A 15,988-nucleotide genomic window follows, 5' to 3' on the forward strand; every position below is an offset into this window, starting at 1 on the left:
TCATTCGCTCCCCGCGCTAGCGTCGGCCAGCGCGTTCGCGCCGCCCACGATCTCGCTGATTTCCTGGGTGATCTCGGCCTGACGGGCCGAGTTGGCAAGCCGCGTCAGCGACTTGATGAGCTCGCCGGCGTTGTCCGTCGCGCTCTTCATGGCGCGGCGGCGGGCGGCGTGCTCGGAGGCAGCCGACTGCAGCAGCGCGTTGTAGATCCGGCTCTCGACGTACCGCGGCAGCAGCGCGTCGAGGACGCCCTCCGCCGACGGCTCGAAGTCGTACAGCGGGAAGATCTGGTTCTTGGCCGGCGCGCCGTCGCTCAGCTCGACCTCGTCGAGCTTCAGCGGCAGCAGCCGGTGGTCCACCGCGTTCTGCGTCAGCATCGACACGAACTCGGTCGACACCAGGTGCAGCTCGTCCACGCCGCCGGTCTCCGCCGTGAAGGCTTCGATCAGGTCCGCCGCGACCGTCTTGGCGTCCCCGTAGGTCGGCTTGTCGGAGAAGCCGGTCCAGGAGTTCGCCACCGCCAGGTTGCGGAAGCCGTAGTAGCCCACGCCCTTGCGGCCGACGATGTACGTGACCACTTCCTTGCCCTCTTCGCGGAGGCGGGCGGCGAGCGCCAGCGACTGCTTGATGGCGTTGGTCGAGTAACCGCCCGCCAGGCCGCGGTCCGCCGTGATCAGCAGGACGGCGGCGCGCGAGGCGTTCGGGTTCTCGGTGGTCAGCGGGTGCTTCGCGGTGGACCGGGTGGCCACCGCGGTCACCGCGCGGGTGAGCTCGTCGGCGTACGGAGTGGAGGCGGCCACCGCGCGCTGCGCCTTGACGATGCGCGACGCGGAGATCATCTCCATCGCCTTGGTGATCTTCTTCGTCGCGGTGACGGAGCGGATGCGGCGCTTGTAGACCCGAAGCTGTGCTCCCATTGGGTCGTTACGTCCTTTCCCTCGCTACCGGACTCAGGCCTGCTCGGAGAGCAGCTTGCCGTCAGCCGTGGTGAAGCCCTGCTTGAAGGAGTTGATCGCGGCGGTCAGCGCGTCGATCGTGCCCTGCTCCAGCAGACCGGTCTCGACGATGCCGGCCAGGATGCCCTTGTGCTCCAGGCGGACGTTGTCCAGGAACTCGCGCTCGAAGCGGCGGATGTCCGCGACCGGGACGTCGTCCAGCTGGCCGGTGGTGCCGGCCCAGATCGAGACGACCTGCTCCTCGACCGGGAACGGCTGGTACTGGCCCTGCTTCAGCAGCTCGACCATGCGGGCGCCGCGCTCCAGCTGGGCCTTCGAGGCCGCGTCCAGGTCGGAACCGAAGGCGGCGAACGCCTCCAGCTCGCGGTACTGGGCGAGGTCGAGGCGCAGACGGCCGGCGACCGAGCGCATGGCCTTGATCTGGGCGGAGCCACCGACGCGGGAGACCGAGATGCCGACGTTCACGGCCGGGCGGATGCCGGCGTTGAACAGGTCGGACTCCAGGAAGCACTGGCCGTCGGTGATCGAGATGACGTTGGTCGGGATGTACGCCGAGACGTCGTTGGCCTTGGTCTCGATGATCGGCAGACCGGTCATCGAGCCGCCGCCGAGGGCGTCGTTCAGCTTGGCGCAGCGCTCCAGCAGGCGGGAGTGCAGGTAGAAGACGTCGCCCGGGTACGCCTCGCGGCCCGGCGGGCGGCGCAGCAGCAGGGAGACGGAGCGGTAGGCCTCGGCCTGCTTCGACAGGTCGTCGAAGACGATGAGGACGTGCTTGCCGTCGTACATCCACTCCTGGCCGATGGCCGAGCCGGTGTACGGGGCGAGGTACTTGAAGCCGGCCGGGTCGGAGGCGGGAGCGGCCACGATGGTGGTGTACTCCAGCGCGCCGGCCTCCTCCAGGGCGCCGCGGACGGACGCGATGGTGGAGCCCTTCTGGCCCACGGCGACGTAGATGCAGCGGACCTGCTTCTCCGGGTCGCCCGAGCGCCAGTTGTCGCGCTGGTTGATGATCGTGTCGACGGCGACGGCGGTCTTGCCGGTCTGGCGGTCACCGATGATCAGCTGGCGCTGGCCGCGGCCGATCGGGGTCATCGCGTCGATGGCCTTGATGCCGGTCTGCAGCGGCTGCTTGACCGACTTGCGGGCCATGACGCCGGGGGCCTGCAGCTCCAGGGCGCGGCGGCCGGTGGCCGCGATCTCGCCCAGGCCGTCGATCGGGTTGCCCAGCGGGTCCACGACGCGGCCGAGGTAGCCGTCGCCGACCGGGACGGAGAGGACCTCGCCGGTGCGCTGCACCGTCTGGCCCTCCTCGATGCCCGAGAACTCACCGAGGACGACGACACCGATCTCGCGGGTGTCGAGGTTCAGCGCGAGGCCGAGGGTGCCGTCCTCGAACTTCAGCAGCTCGTTGGCCATGACCGAGGGCAGGCCCTCGACCTTGGCGATACCGTCCATGGCCTCGGTGACCGTGCCGACCTCTTCACGCGAGGCCGCGTCCGGCTGGTACGACTGGACAAAGTCGGCCAGCGCGTCCCGGATCTCCTCCGGACGGATCGTAAGCTCCGCCATCAGGCTTCCCTGCTCTCCTAGTTTGCGATCCTCGGCCCGCCATTGAGGGCCGCAAGTGCTCGACTCTCGGCCGGGTCGGGTGAACCGGCCGTACGTTTTGCCGGCCCACCTGGTGTGGACCGACGCCCGACCGAGGGTCGGATAGTGCTGGTGCTCAGCCTTCGAGGCCCTGGCGAGCGCCTTCGAGGCGGCTCGCGACGGTGCCGTCGATGATCTCGTCGCCGATCTGGACCCGGACACCGCCCTGGACCGTCGGGTCCACGTCGATGTTCAGGTGGACCTGCCGGCCGTAGAGGCCGGCCAGGGCGGCGGCGAGGCGCTGCTTCTGGACGTCCGACAGCGGGATCGCGGTGGTGACCAGGGCCACCACGCGGCCCCGCCGGGAGGCGGCGAGCTTGGAGTAGGACTCCAGGCCACCCTCCAGGCTACGACCACGCGGGTTGGTGACCAGGCTGGCGACCAGGCGGACGGTGCCGGCGTTGGCGCGGCCGCCGAGGAGCTTGCGGACCAGCGCGGCCTTGGCGGCGGCGTCGGCCTTCGGCTCGGTCAGCGCGGCGCGCAGCTCGTGCGAGCCCGCCACCACCCGGCCGAACCGGAACAGCTCGTCCTCGACGTCGTCCAGCGCGCCCGCCTTGTCGGCGGCGATGACCTCGGCGTACGCGGCGAGTTCCTCGACCGCGTCGACCAGGTCGCGCGGGCCGGACCAGCGCGAGCGGACCAGGCCGGAGACCAGGTCGACGGCCTCGCCGGAGACCTGGCCGTTCAGCAGCGAGGCGACCAGCTGGGCCTTGTCCTGGCCGGACCGCGCGGGGTCGGTCAGGACGCGGCGCAGCGAGACCTCGCGGTCCAGCAGCGCGGTGACGGCGGCGAGTTCCTCGGCGAGCTTGGCCGCGTCCACCGAAGTGTTGTCGGTCAGGCTCTCCAGGTTCTCGCGGCCGGCGGCGAGTGCCTCACGGCTCGCGCCGATCACTTGGACGCACCCTGGGCAACGGCGGCCTTGGACTCCAGCTCGTCCAGGAAGCGGTCGATGACACCGCTCTGGCGGGCGTGGTCCTCCAGCGACTCACCGACGATGCGGGAGGCCAGCTGGGAGGCCAGCGAGCCGACGTCCTGGCGAAGGACCGCGGTCGCCTGCTTCTTGTCGGCCTCGATCTGGGCGTGGCCGGCGGCGACGATGGCCTCGCGCTGGCGCTGGCCCTCCTCGCGCATCTCGGTGATCAGGACAGCGCCCTGCTCACGGGCGTGCTCGGTGATCCGAGCGGCCTCGTGGCGCGCCTCGGCGAGCTCGGCGCGGTACTGCTCCAGCAGGGCCTGGGCCTCGGCCTGAGCGGTCTCCGCGCGCTTCATGCCGCCTTCGATGGCGTCACGGCGCTCCCCCAGCACCTTCTCGATGCTGGGGAGGAGCTTCTTGCCGAGGATGCCGAAGACGATGAAGAAGCAGAGCAGGCCGATGATGACCTCGGGCCACGCGGGGAGGAGCGGGTTCATCTGCTCCTCCGACGCGAGGAAGACCTCGGGGGCCATATCAGAACCTTTCGTCGGAATTGACTACTGGTGCGCCTGGCTCACTTGCCGTAGACGAACGGCATGACGATGCCGATCAGGGCGAGGGCCTCGGTCAGGGCGAAGCCGATGAACATGTTGGAGCGGATCAGGCCGGCGGCCTCGGGCTGACGGGCCATCGCCTGCACGCCGTTACCGAAGATCAGACCGACGCCGATGCCGGGGCCGATGGCGGCGAGGCCGTAGCCGATGGAAGCGACGGAACCGGAAACCTCAGCGAGAGCGGACATCTCAGCTAATCCTTTGCGGGGATGGGATACCGGTGGGTGTTGGCCACCGGGAGTTCATGGGCGCGGCCGGGGCCGCGGGGCTCAGTGCGCCTCTTCCAGGGCACCGGCGATGTAGCTGCTGGCCAGCATCACGAAGATGTAGGCCTGCAGGAACTGCACCAGCAGCTCGAAGGCGGTCAGACCGACGGCCACCACGAAGGACACCGAGCCGTACAGGGCGCCGATGCTGGGGCTGAGCAGGTACCACGAGGCCACCGAGAAGACGACGATCAGCAGGTGACCGGCGAACATGTTGGCGAAGGCTCGGACCGCGAGGGTGAAGGGGCGCACGAAGATGTTCGAGAAGAACTCGATCGGCACCAGGATGAACATGACCCAGCCGGGAATGCCCGACGGCCAGCAGAGGTTCTTCAGACCACCGACGAAGCCGTGCTTCTTGAAGGTCAGCCCCATGTAGGTGATCCACACGATCGCCGCCAGCCCGACCGGGAACGCGATGCGCGACATCACCGGGAACTGGGCGAACGGGATGATGGACATGATGTTCATGATCCACACGAAGAAGAACATCGAGACCAGCATCGGGACGTACTTCTCGCCCTTTTTGCCGATGGTCTCCAGCACGATGCTCCGCTTGACGAAGTCGTACCCGATCTCGCCGACCAGCTGGAGCTTGCCGGGGAGCAACTTCGGCTTCGCGAAGGCCGCCCAGAAGAAACCGACCACCAGCAGCGCGCAGATGATCGACAGCAGCATCGGCTTCGTGAAGTCGACCCCACCGACCGTGAAGATCGGCTTGAAGTCGAACTCACCGAGACCGGGGGCCGGGAAGCCGCAGCCGGAGTTCAGGTGGCAACCGGCCTCGGAGGCGAGCTGGACGTCAGCACCCACCACAGACTCCTTCGTTCTGACGCATGGTTACGGCAACCTCGGTGTGTCGGCGTGACCGGGGGCCACGGTGCGGCACTGGAACTAGTCGGATTTCTTGCTGACCCGGCGCGGCGCATATCCCCACCGCGGGATCTTCGAAAGCTTCGTGGAGCCGGGGGGCGATCCGTCCGATTCTCGGAGGGACCTGGCCGCTTCCCGTACTCCGCCGTTGGGACGGACGATAGCAGCCCGTCAGGAGGGCATAAACACCGCCCCCCTCGCGAGGGGGACGGTATGCCCCGCTCACGGTTGACGCCCTGATTTCGGCTTGCCGTCGGGTTCCACGTAGAAGGTCTTGGCCTTGAGCCAGCCCCGCACCTGGAAGCCCATCCAGACGATCACCAGGCCGAGCAGGCTCAGGCCGAAGACCTTGTGGTCGAAGAAGGTGAGGTGCTTGGCCACCGCGAGCAGGACGCCGATCACCAGGATCTGAGTGGTGTAGACCACCATCGCGATCGGCATGAGCATCTGCGGGTTGTTGCGGCCCAGCCGGTCGAGCGCGACCTGGCCGGCGCTGAAGAACGCGATCACGACCACCGTCGCGAGCAGGGCGCCGAGCAGACCCTTCCCCTGGGCGACTGCGAAGGAGATCGCCATGGCGACCACTCCGGCGACCGCAGTGGGAATTGCGGCGCCACGGAGGATCCGGGCGTCGTGGGACGGCATGTCGGCAACTCCGGCGGCATGTCGGAAACGGGGGACGGAGACACGGGGTGCGAGGACCTCGCCGCGGGCAGCCGCTTGAACGGCGAGCCCGTCGAGGGAGACCGACCGGGGACGGAAGTCCTCCACCTGTCAGGTCTTTCGGCGTGTTCTCGGTACTCGTGAACGGTATCACAAACTATTTGATGAGAGCTTTACCATGAAGGTGTGGTACCTGTCACACGGTGGGCCCACAAGTGCCGCCGAACGGGTGCCGCCGAACGGCCCAGTCGGAGTTGACTTCCCGTCAGGGCCGCTGGTCGCCGCGCGGCCCGACCGCCGTCGCCCCGGTGCCCATCCGCCCCAGCAGGGCCTTGTCCTCGGCCGACAGCTCCGCCATCGCGGGCGCCTCGTCCCCGGTTCCGGCCCCGTCGCCGTCCGCCTCCACCTCCGCCGTCACCGCGGTGCCCGCCGCCGCGGCGCCCCCGCCGTCCGGCTCGCCGTCCCGGTAGCGGGGCGGCACGAAGGACTGGACGGCCTTGGGCGCGCGCGGCTTGAACCGCGGCATCAGCAGCACCGCGAGGCCGACCAGGCACAGGCCCGCCATCGACAGGACCACCGCGCGGCCGGTGTTGGTGACCGACACCGCGACGGTGCCGAAGGCGATCAGCGCGGCCCAGAAGTACATGATCAGCACGGCCCGGCTGTGCGAGTGCCCGACCTCCAGCAGCCGGTGGTGCAGGTGCTGCTTGTCCGCCGCGAACGGCGACTTGCCCGCCCAGGTGCGGCGCACCACGGCCAGCAGCAGGTCGGCCAGCGGCAGCGCGATCACCGTCAGCGGCAGGATCAGCGGGATGTAGATCGGCACCAGGGCGTGCACGGCGGTGGTCTTCGAGCCGACCTGCTCGACGATCAGGTCGGGGTCGACGCGGCCGGTGATGGAGATCGCGGCGACGGCCAGCATCAGGCCGAGCATCATCGAGCCGGAGTCGCCCATGAAGATCCGCGCCGGGTGCAGGTTGTGCGGCAGGAAGCCCAGGCACATGCCGATCAGCACGGCGGTGAACAGCGCGGCGGGCGCGGCGTCGTTGATCCCGTAACCGAGCCAGAGCCGGTACGAGTACAGGAAGAAGGCCATCGCGGCGATGCAGACCATGCCGGCCGCCAGGCCGTCCAGGCCGTCGATGAAGTTCACGGCGTTGACCATGACGACGACCAGCACGACCGAGATCAGCATGCCCTGGGTCGGGGTGACCGGGACGGAGCCGTAGCCGGGCACCGGGATCGCGATCACCGTGATGCCCTGCCAGACCATCACGCCGGCGGCGATCATCTGCCCGCCGAGCTTCACCAGCGCGTCCACGCCCCACTTGTCGTCCAGGACGCCCAGCACGAACATGATCCCGGCCCCGGAGAGCAGGGCCTTGATGTCCGCGCTCTGCACGAACATCCGCCCCAGGCCCGAGAGTTGGGAGGCCGCCAGCAGGCCGGCCAGCAGGCCGGCGAACATCGCGATGCCGCCGAGCCGCGGGGTGGGCTCGCGGTGCACGTCGCGCGCCCGGACGGCGGGCATCGCGCCCGCCGCGATCGCGAACTTCCGCACCGGACTGACCAGCAGGTAGGTCACCGCCGCCGAGACGAACATGACCAGCAGATACTCACGCACCACCGGCCTCCACGGTCGCGCTCGGACGGATGAGTACGCAGGGTACTCCCGTGCTGGTTCGGGGTTCGAGGTGCGTCGCCACGGTGCACACCTTATTGACTCCGACGCCGAGCTCCCGCATCGCGGTTCTCCCCGACCGGCACCGGGCGGGCGCCGGACCGCTCAGCGGCGGCCGGCGAACGCCCGGGCCAGCTCCCGCACCCGGGCCCGGACCGGTTCCACCGGCTCCCCGGCGAGCACCCGGCCGAGCAGCGCGCCGACCTCGCCGAGCTCCTCCTCCCCCATCCCCTGGGCCGCGCAGGCCCCGGTGCCCAGCCGGATCCCGGAGGTCTCGGTGGGCGGCGCCGGGTCGTACGGGAGGGCGCACCGGCCCAGCATCAGCCCGGCGGCGGCGCACCGGCGTTCGGCCTCCACGCCGCTCAGCCCGAGCGGGGCGACCGAGGCGGTGACCAGGTGGGTGTCGGTGCCGCCGGTGAGCGGCGGCGCCCCGGCGGCGGCCAGCGCGGCGGCCAGCGCCCGCGCCCCGGAGACCGCCCGGCGGACGTAGCCGGTGTGGGCGGGGGTGCCGGCCTGGGCCAGCGCCACCGCCTTGGCGGCCACCTCGTTCATCGCCGCCCCGCCCTGGCAGAACGGGAACACCGCCCGGTCGATCCGGTCGGCCAGTTCGGCGGTGCACAGCAGCAGGCCGCCGCGCGGGCCGCGCAGCAGCTTGTGGGTGGCGGCCACGGTGACGTCCGCGTGCGGCACCGGGGAGGGCGCGGCACCGGCCGCGACCAGCCCGGCGGTCTGCCCGGCGGCGGCGATCAGGTAGGCGTCCACCTCGTCGGCGATCTCCCGGAAGGCGGCCCAGTCGACGTGCCGCGGGTAGGAGATGCCGCCCGCCACGATCGCCTTGGGGCGGTGCTCGCGGGCCAGGGCGCGGACCTGGTCGAGGTCGATCCGGCCGTCCTCGGCGCGCACCCCGTAGCCGTGGAAGCGGAACCAGCGGCCGGAGAAGTTGGCCCGCGAGCCGGCGCTCAGGTGGCCGCCGTGCTCCAGCGACATCGCGAGCACCGCGTCGCCCGGCCGCAGCAGCGCCGCGTAGGCCGCCAGCATCGCCGAAGTCCCGGACCTGGGCTGGACGTTGGCGTGCGGGGCGGCGAACAGTTCGCGGGCCCGGTCGATCGCCAGCAGCTCCACGGTGTCGGCGGGCGCGCAGCCGGTGTGGTGCCGGTGCCCCGGGTAGCCCTCGGCGTACTTGTCGACCAGCGGGCCGGCCAGCGCGGCCAGCACGGCGGGGGTGGCCAGGTTCTCCCCGGCGAGCAGTTGCAGGCTCCCGGCCCGGCGCTCGGCCTCGGCGGTGAGCAGGTCGGCGATCAGCGGGTCGGCCGCGCGCAGGGCCTCGGCGGCCTCCTGGGGGACGAGTGGGGCGTCGGCGACCGTCATGGTGCGGCTCCAGGCTGCGGGGCGGGCAGGTTTCCCCAGCCTAGGTCGGCCTCCGCCGCCCGGCCCGCCCGCACACGCGGGCTTGCGCCTTTCCGGTTGCCACCACTGCCTGCGCACGCAGTCTTCACAAATCCCCCACAGAAACTTTAGTGGAGGGCGCTCAACTCAGCGGGCCACACCCGTCAGTGCGGTCACCACCGGGTCCAGCGCGTCGAATATCTCCTCGCCGCAGTTGCGGAACATCCCGATCGGGGCGCCGTAAGGGTCCCTCAGCTCGTCGAACTCGGGCACCGAGGCCAGCAGCCAGCCCCGCAGGGCGGCGGCCGAGCGGACCAGCGCGCGGGCGCGTTCGGTCAGCCGCGCGCCGTCCCTGGGGTCCGGCAGGGTGCGCGGGTCGACCCTTTGCACCAGACGGGTGAACTCCTTGATGGTGAAGGTGCGCAGACCCGCCGCGTGACCCATCGAGATGACCTGCGCCCGGTGGTCCAGGGTCGCGGTCAGCACCAGGTCCGCGTCGATCACGTGCTCGTCCAGCAGCTCCCGGCCCGCGAAGCCGGCGCTGTCCGCGCCGTACTCGCCGAGCACCGTCGCCGCGTGCGCCTCCATCGGGGCGCCCTCGTGGCCCCAGGTGCCGGCGCTCTCCACCACGATCCGGCGGCCGGTGCGCACGCCGAGCCGGGAGTCCAGCTCCAGCCGGGCCAGCCGCTCGGCGATCGGGGAGCGGCAGATGTTGCCGGTGCAGACGAACAGGATGCGGAAGGTGTCCAACGGGAGCGGCCCCGGCTCCGTGAAGGGGCTCAGGGCGCTCCCCGCTCCGTACGACGGGGCGGCGGCGGTCAACTGCCGGCCTCCACGTCCGGAACGACCTCCCTCAGCTGCTCGACGCTGATCGCGCCCGCCCGCAGCACCACCGGCACCTTGCCGGTGACGTCGACGATGGTGGAGGGCGTGCCGTAGTCGGCCGTCCCGCCGTCCAGGTAGATCGAGACCGCGTCGCCGAGCTGCGACTGGGCCTCGTCACAGGTGGACGGGGACGGGCCGCCGGTCTTGTTGCCGGAGGAGACCGCGAGCGGGCCGGTGGCGTTCAGCAGCTCCAGCACCACCGGGTGCAGCGGCATCCGGACCGCGACGGTGCCCCGGGTCTCGCCCAGGTCCCAGCGCAGCGACGGCTGGTGGCGGGCCACCAGGGTCAGGCCGCCCGGCCAGAACGCGTCCACCAGCTCCCACGCCTGCTCGGAGAAGTCGGTGACCAGCCCGTGCAGCGTGGTCGGCGAGCCGACCAGCACCGGCGAGGGCATGTTCCGGCCCCGGCCCTTGGCCGCCAGCAGCGCGCCGACCGCCTCCGGCGAGAAGGCGTCCGCCGCGATCCCGTACACGGTGTCGGTCGGCACCACCACCAGTTCCCCGCGGCGGATCGCCGTGGCAGCCTCACGCAGCCCGCTCGCGCGGTCCTGGGCCTCGGAGCAGTCGTATCGGCGGCTCATCGGAACAATCCCCTTCCGGTGGTGTCAGTGGTACGTACAGCGAAGTGCGACTAGAGCGAAGCGCGACGCGCTGTTGTGAAGCGCGGCCGGTTGTTGAGGTCCCGGTGGTCGGCCGCGTCCGTCCAGCCGCCCTCCTCGCGGAAGATCCACGGGACCTGTCCGCCCTGGGTGTCCGCGTGCTCGATCACCACCGCGCCGCCGGGCCGCAGCAGTCGGGCGGCGACCCGCTCGATGCCGCGGATGGTGTCCAGGCCGTCCTCGCCGGAGAACAGCGACATCTGCGGGTCGTGGTCGCGGGCCTCGGGGGCGACGTACTCCCACTCGGTGAGCGGGATGTACGGCGGGTTGCTGATCACCAGGTCGAACCGGCCGTCCCAGCCGCGGTCGTCCGCGAAGGCCCGGGTGGCGTCGCCCTGGTGCAGGTGGACCCGGGCCCGGTCGGGGCTGGCCTCGACGTTGCGGCGGGTGTAGGCGAGGGCGCCCTCGTCGAGCTCGAAGGCGTGCACGGTGGAGCGCGGGAGCTCCTGGGCCAGCGCGAGCGCGATCGCGCCGGAGCCGGTGCACAGGTCGACCACCAGCGGCTCGGCCACGTCCATCGCGCGGACCGCGTCTATCGCCCACTCGACCACCGACTCGGTCTCCGGCCGGGGGACGAACACCCCGGGGCCGACCTCCAGTTCGAGGTAGCGGAAGAACGCCCGCCCGGTGATGTGCTGCAGCGGCTCGCGCTGCTCGCGGCGGGAGACCGCCTCCCAGTACCGGGCGTCGAAGTCGCCGTCCGGCACGGTGTGCAGCTGGCTGCGCTTCACTCCGTGGACGTGCGCCGCCAGCTCCTCCGCGTCGAAGCGCGGCGAGGGCACGCCGGCCGCGGCCAGGCGCTGGGTGGCCTGGGCCACCTCGGCGAGCAGCAGGTTCATCCCTCGGTCCCTCTGGGTCTGTCTGACGGCCCCCGCCGGTCGGCGGGAGTCCTGGGGAGTGCGGGCACCGGCGGCGCGGGAGGCCCCCGCCGGAGCATAGGTGACCGGCGGCGGAGCGGGCGAGGCGCCCGCCCCGGCTCAGTTCTCCTGGGCGGCGGCCAGCTTGGCCGCGGCGTCGGCGTCCACGCAGGACTGGATCACCGCGGTCAGCTCGCCGTCCAGCACCTGGTCCAGGTTGTACGACTTGAAGCCGGTGCGGTGGTCGGAGATCCGGTTCTCCGGGAAGTTGTACGTCCGGATCCGCTCGGAGCGGTCCACCGTGCGCACCTGGCTGCGGCGGGCGTCGGACGCCTCCCGCTCGGCCTCCTCCTGCGCGGCGGCCAGCAGCCGCGAGCGCAGGATGCGCATCGCCTGCTCCTTGTTCTGGAGCTGGCTCTTCTCGTTCTGGCAGGACGCCACGATGCCGGTCGGCAGGTGGGTGATCCGGACCGCGGAGTCGGTGGTGTTGACCGACTGGCCGCCCGGGCCGGAGGAGCGGTAGACGTCGATCCGCAGGTCGTTGGCGTGGATCTCCACCTCGACCTCCTCGGCCTCCGGGGTGACCAGCACGCCCGCGGCGGAGGTGTGGATCCGGCCCTGCGACTCGGTCGCGGGCACCCGCTGCACCCGGTGCACGCCGCCCTCGTACTTCAGCCGGGCCCAGACGCCCTGCCCGGGTTCGGTGGTGCCGCGCGTCTTCACGGCCACCGAGACGTCCTTGTAGCCGCCCAGGTCGGACTCGTTGGCGTCGATGATCTCGGTCTTCCAGCCGAGCCGCTCCGCGTAGCGCAGGTACATCCGCAGCAGGTCGCCGGCGAACAGCGCGGACTCCTCGCCGCCCTCGCCCGCCTTGACCTCCAGGATGACGTCCTTGTCGTCGTTGGGGTCGCGCGGCACCAGCAGCAGCCGCAGCTCCTCGGTCAGCTCCTCCTGCCGGGCCTCCGACGCCTTCGCCTCGGCGATGAAGTCCGGGTCCTCGGCGGCGAGTTCGCGCGCGGCGACGATGTCCTCGCCGGCCTGCCGCCAGGCCAGGTACGTCCGGGTGATCGGGGTCAGCTCGGCGTAGCGCTTGGCCAGCTTGCGGGCGTTCGCCTGGTCGGCGTGCACCGACGGGTCGGCCAGCCTCTTTTCGAGGTCGGCGTGCTCGACGAGGAGCTCTTCGACTGCCTCGAACATCGGTCCGTCCTACTTCCGTGAGTGTGCCGTGGTGGAGGGGGAGACGCGAACGGCGCCGGCCCGGACGCCTCCGTGCACGAGCACGGGGGCGTCCGAGACCGGCGCCGTGGAAGCGCTAGGCCTTGCCGCCGGAGAGCTTCTTGCCGAAGCGCGCCTCGAAGCGGGCCACGCGGCCACCGGTGTCGAGGATCTTCTGCTTGCCCGTGTAGAACGGGTGGCAGTTCGAGCAGACCTCGGCGCGGATCTCGCCGCTGGTCTCGGTCGAACGAGTGGTGAACTCGTTGCCACAGGTGCAGGTCACCTTGGTGAGCACGTAGTCCGGGTGAACGTTGGACTTCAAGGGATTCTCCTAGCTGATCGGGAGGGCACCGGGTCGGCGGGCTGGACAGCCGCTCGTGAACCGGGACCGACGGACCAGTGTGCCAGCACTGCCCGCATCTTCCCAAACCGGGAGGCGGATCCGGCTATTCCGCTCCCCCGTCCACCGTGGTCGCCCGCGCGCTGGCACCGGCCCCGCCGGACGGGGTGGCGGTCCCGCCCGGCGGGGTGCCGGAGGGGGTGCCGGACCAGGTGCCGGTCGCGGCGTCGGACGGGGAGGTCTGCGCCGGGTTGGTCGGCTGGTCCCGGAGCACCGCCTGCGGCACCGCCAGGTCGCCGCGCAGCGCCGCCCACAGCTGCTGGGCGTCCGCCGCCTTGGGGACCACCCGGTTGGGGTCGCTGACCGCGTAGGCCACCGGGAGGGTGACCATGGTGAGCTGGTCCGGGCCGATCTTCTTGATCGTCTGCGCCATGCCGACCAGCGCGCTCACCGAGGCCAGGTCGGAGTCGGTGGTCAGCGAGTTGGTCAGCTTGTCGCCGAGCTTCCACATCGCCACCGGGTTGGAGGCCAGGCCGAGCGAGCCGACCTGCCCGAGCATCGCCTTGACCATCTCCTTCTGCAGCTCGATCCGGCCCAGGTCGCTGCCGTCGCCGACGCCGTGCCTGGTGCGGACGAAGGCGAGCGCCCGCTCCCCGCCCAGGTGGTGGGTGCCGGCGTCCAGGTGCAGCCCGCTGTCCCGGTCGTCGATCGGCACCGTGGTGGTGACGTCCACCCCGCCGATCGCGTCGATCAGCGCGGCGAAGCCCGCGAAGTCCACCTCGACGAAGTGGTCCATCCGCATCCCGGTGAGCTGCTCGGCGGTCTTCACCGCGCAGGCCGGGCCGCCGACCTCGTACGCGGAGTTGAACATCGCGCTGCGCACCGCGGCCACCTGCTTGCCGTCGGTGCCGGTGCAGGCCGGGCGCGGCACCAGGGTGTCGCGCGGTATGGAGACCACCGAGGCGGCGGTGTGCGCCTGGTTGACGTGCACCACCATCGCGGTGTCCGAGCGGGCGGTGTCGCCGGTGTCGCCGCCCGCCAGGCCCCCGTTGGCGCCGGAGCGCGAGTCGGAGCCCAGCACCAGCACGTTGAAGGCCCCGCCGGTGGAGGCGGGCGGCCGGGCGGTGCCCAGCTGGCCGGAGATGTCGACGCTGTGGATGTTCCCGTTCAGCTTCCAGTAGGCGACGCCGCCCAGTCCGGCGCCGACCAGGACGAGGCCGGCCAGTGTGAACAGCGCGATCCGCGTTCCCCGCCGGCGGGGGGTGCGGTGCTTGGTGTTCTCGGCCATATCGCCTCTTCTCACCACCAGTGCGACCTTTCGAGCATAAGTGACGCACCGGAACGGTGACCGGTCTGCGCCGGGGGCCCGGAGAAACGACGGACCCCGCACCGCCTCTCGGCGGTGCGGGGTCCGGCTGCGGTCGCTACCGGGGTCAGTCGCCCGAACCCGGGGTGTTCTTCGCGATCTGCATCAGGAACTCGGCGTTCGACTTGGTCTGCTTCATCTTGTCCAGCAGCAGCTCGATCGCCTGCTGCGAGTCCAGCGCGTGCAGGACCCGGCGGAGCTTCCAGGTGATGGCGAGCTCCTCGTGGCCGAGCAGGATCTCCTCCTTGCGGGTGCCGGAGGCGTCCACGTCGACGGAGGGGAAGATGCGCTTGTCGGAGAGCTTCCGGTCGAGCTTGAGCTCCATGTTGCCGGTGCCCTTGAACTCCTCGAAGATCACCTCGTCCATCCGGGAGCCGGTGTCGACCAGCGCGGTGGCGAGGATGGTCAGCGAGCCGCCGTTCTCGATGTTGCGCGCGGCGCCGAAGAACTTCTTCGGCGGGTACAGCGCGGTCGAGTCGACACCACCGGACAGGATGCGGCCGGAGGCGGGCGCGGCCAGGTTGTAGGCGCGGCCCAGGCGGGTGATGGAGTCCAGCAGGATCACCACGTCGTGGCCCAGTTCCACCAGGCGCTTGGCGCGCTCGATGGCGAGCTCGGCGACGGTGGTGTGGTCCTCGGCCGGGCGGTCGAAGGTCGAGGAGATGACCTCGCCCTTCACCGACCGCTGCATGTCGGTGACCTCTTCCGGACGCTCGTCGACCAGGACGACCATCAGGTGGCACTCGGGGTTGTTGTGGGTGATCGCGTTGGCGATCGCCTGCATGATCATGGTCTTGCCGGTCTTCGGCGGGGCCACGATCAGACCGCGCTGGCCCTTGCCGATCGGCGACACCAGGTCGATGATCCGGGTGGTCAGCACGCCCGGGTCGGTCTCCAGGCGCAGCCGCTCCTGCGGGTACAGCGGGGTCAGCTTGCCGAACTCGGGGCGGCCGCGGCCGCTGTCCGGGTCCATGCCGTTGACGGAGTCCAGCCGCACCATGGCGTTGAACTTCTCGCGGCGCTCGCCGTCCTTGGGCTGGCGGACCGCGCCGGTGATGGCGTCGCCCTTGCGCAGGCCGTGCTTGCGGACCTGGGCCAGCGAGACGTAGACGTCGTTCTGGCCGGGCAGGTAGCCCGAGGTCCGGACGAAGGCGTAGTTGTCGAGGATGTCCAGGATGCCCGCGACCGGGATCAGGACGTCGTCGTCGCTCAGCGGGACCTCGGGGCCGGTGGTGCCCTCGAAGCCCTCGCGGCGACGGCCCCGGCGGTCGCGGTAGCGGCCGCGGCGGCCGCGCCGGCCGTCGCCGAACTCGTCGTCGTCGTAGCCGCCCTGCTGCTGGTGGGCGTTGCCGCCGCCCTGCTGCTGCTGGGAGCCGCCGCCCTGCTGCTGGTTCTGCTGGCGGCCCTGGCCGCCGTCCTGCTGCTGGCCGCCGCCCTGCTGGCGGTCGGTGCGGTCGCGCTCGCGGCGGTTGCGGCGGTCCCGGCGGGACTCGCGCACCTCGCCGTCGCCCTCGGCGGCGGGGGCCTCGGTGCGCTCGCGGCGGCCTTGGCGCTCGCGGCGCTCGGCGCGGGCCTCGCCCTCGGCGGCGGCCGGGCGCTGGGCCTCGGCCTTGGCCTCGGCGGGGGCCTGCTCGGTGGCGGTGACGGCGCCGGCCTCGGCGGTCGGGGC

At 71.4% G+C, this 15,988-nt stretch carries 16 protein-coding genes; all 16 read right to left on the bottom strand.

Features of this window, described 5'->3' with window-relative positions; translation table 11 throughout:
• Complete coding sequence (locus ACWEO5_RS24780) at nucleotides 1-915, bottom strand: F0F1 ATP synthase subunit gamma (protein ID WP_344558231.1); 915 nt, start codon at nucleotides 913-915, stop codon at nucleotides 1-3.
• A 33-nt stretch (nucleotides 916-948) separates the two neighbouring features.
• On the bottom strand, nucleotides 949-2,523 hold the full coding sequence (atpA, locus tag ACWEO5_RS24785; protein ID WP_452164480.1) for a F0F1 ATP synthase subunit alpha: 1,575 nt from the start codon (nucleotides 2,521-2,523) through the stop codon (nucleotides 949-951).
• Between the two features lie 154 nt (nucleotides 2,524-2,677).
• Nucleotides 2,678-3,493, bottom strand: a complete 816-nt coding sequence (locus ACWEO5_RS24790; protein WP_344558233.1) for a F0F1 ATP synthase subunit delta — start codon at nucleotides 3,491-3,493, stop codon at nucleotides 2,678-2,680.
• A complete protein-coding gene (locus ACWEO5_RS24795) occupies nucleotides 3,490-4,047 on the bottom strand; it encodes a F0F1 ATP synthase subunit B (protein WP_452164481.1) in 558 nt (185 codons plus the stop codon). Before ACWEO5_RS24795 ends, ACWEO5_RS24790 begins: the two co-directional genes overlap by 4 nt.
• A 41-nt stretch (nucleotides 4,048-4,088) precedes the next feature.
• Nucleotides 4,089-4,316, bottom strand: a complete 228-nt coding sequence (gene atpE, locus ACWEO5_RS24800; RefSeq protein WP_030909515.1) for an ATP synthase F0 subunit C — start codon at nucleotides 4,314-4,316, stop codon at nucleotides 4,089-4,091.
• An 81-nt stretch (nucleotides 4,317-4,397) separates the two neighbouring features.
• Nucleotides 4,398-5,210 (bottom strand): F0F1 ATP synthase subunit A, encoded by an 813-nt coding sequence (gene atpB, locus ACWEO5_RS24805; protein WP_452164482.1) that lies wholly within the window; start codon nucleotides 5,208-5,210, stop codon nucleotides 4,398-4,400.
• 279 nt (nucleotides 5,211-5,489) lie between these two features.
• A complete protein-coding gene (locus tag ACWEO5_RS24810; RefSeq protein ID WP_452164483.1) occupies nucleotides 5,490-5,843 on the bottom strand; it encodes a hypothetical protein in 354 nt (117 codons plus the stop codon).
• Nucleotides 5,844-6,195: 352 nt separating this feature from the next.
• A complete protein-coding gene (locus ACWEO5_RS24815) occupies nucleotides 6,196-7,554 on the bottom strand; it encodes a glycosyltransferase family 4 protein (protein WP_452164484.1) in 1,359 nt (452 codons plus the stop codon).
• A gap of 162 nt (nucleotides 7,555-7,716) precedes the next feature.
• Nucleotides 7,717-8,979 (bottom strand): serine hydroxymethyltransferase, encoded by a 1,263-nt coding sequence (locus tag ACWEO5_RS24820; protein WP_452164485.1) that lies wholly within the window; start codon nucleotides 8,977-8,979, stop codon nucleotides 7,717-7,719.
• A 165-nt stretch (nucleotides 8,980-9,144) separates the two neighbouring features.
• Complete coding sequence (locus ACWEO5_RS24825) at nucleotides 9,145-9,780, bottom strand: arsenate reductase/protein-tyrosine-phosphatase family protein (protein ID WP_344558255.1); 636 nt, start codon at nucleotides 9,778-9,780, stop codon at nucleotides 9,145-9,147.
• A gap of 35 nt (nucleotides 9,781-9,815) precedes the next feature.
• The gene (locus ACWEO5_RS24830) at nucleotides 9,816-10,463 is read right to left on the bottom strand and encodes an L-threonylcarbamoyladenylate synthase (protein ID WP_344558246.1); all 648 of its coding nucleotides are present in this window, start codon (nucleotides 10,461-10,463) and stop codon (nucleotides 9,816-9,818) included.
• Between the two features lie 50 nt (nucleotides 10,464-10,513).
• Complete coding sequence (gene prmC / locus ACWEO5_RS24835) at nucleotides 10,514-11,380, bottom strand: peptide chain release factor N(5)-glutamine methyltransferase (RefSeq protein WP_452164486.1); 867 nt, start codon at nucleotides 11,378-11,380, stop codon at nucleotides 10,514-10,516.
• 138 nt (nucleotides 11,381-11,518) lie between these two features.
• Nucleotides 11,519-12,595: a peptide chain release factor 1 gene (gene prfA / locus ACWEO5_RS24840; protein ID WP_452164487.1), complete on the bottom strand. Its 1,077-nt coding sequence runs from the start codon at nucleotides 12,593-12,595 to the stop codon at nucleotides 11,519-11,521.
• Between the two features lie 115 nt (nucleotides 12,596-12,710).
• On the bottom strand, nucleotides 12,711-12,935 hold the full coding sequence (gene rpmE, locus ACWEO5_RS24845) for a 50S ribosomal protein L31 (RefSeq protein ID WP_014138082.1): 225 nt from the start codon (nucleotides 12,933-12,935) through the stop codon (nucleotides 12,711-12,713).
• Between the two features lie 124 nt (nucleotides 12,936-13,059).
• Nucleotides 13,060-14,241, bottom strand: coding sequence for an LCP family glycopolymer transferase (locus tag ACWEO5_RS24850; protein WP_452164488.1), 1,182 nt, complete (start codon nucleotides 14,239-14,241; stop codon nucleotides 13,060-13,062).
• A gap of 145 nt (nucleotides 14,242-14,386) precedes the next feature.
• A partial coding sequence (rho, locus tag ACWEO5_RS24855) for a transcription termination factor Rho (protein WP_452164489.1) occupies nucleotides 14,387-15,988 on the bottom strand: 1,602 nt, incomplete at its 5' end.

The organism is Kitasatospora sp. NPDC004272 (assembly GCF_053603035.1).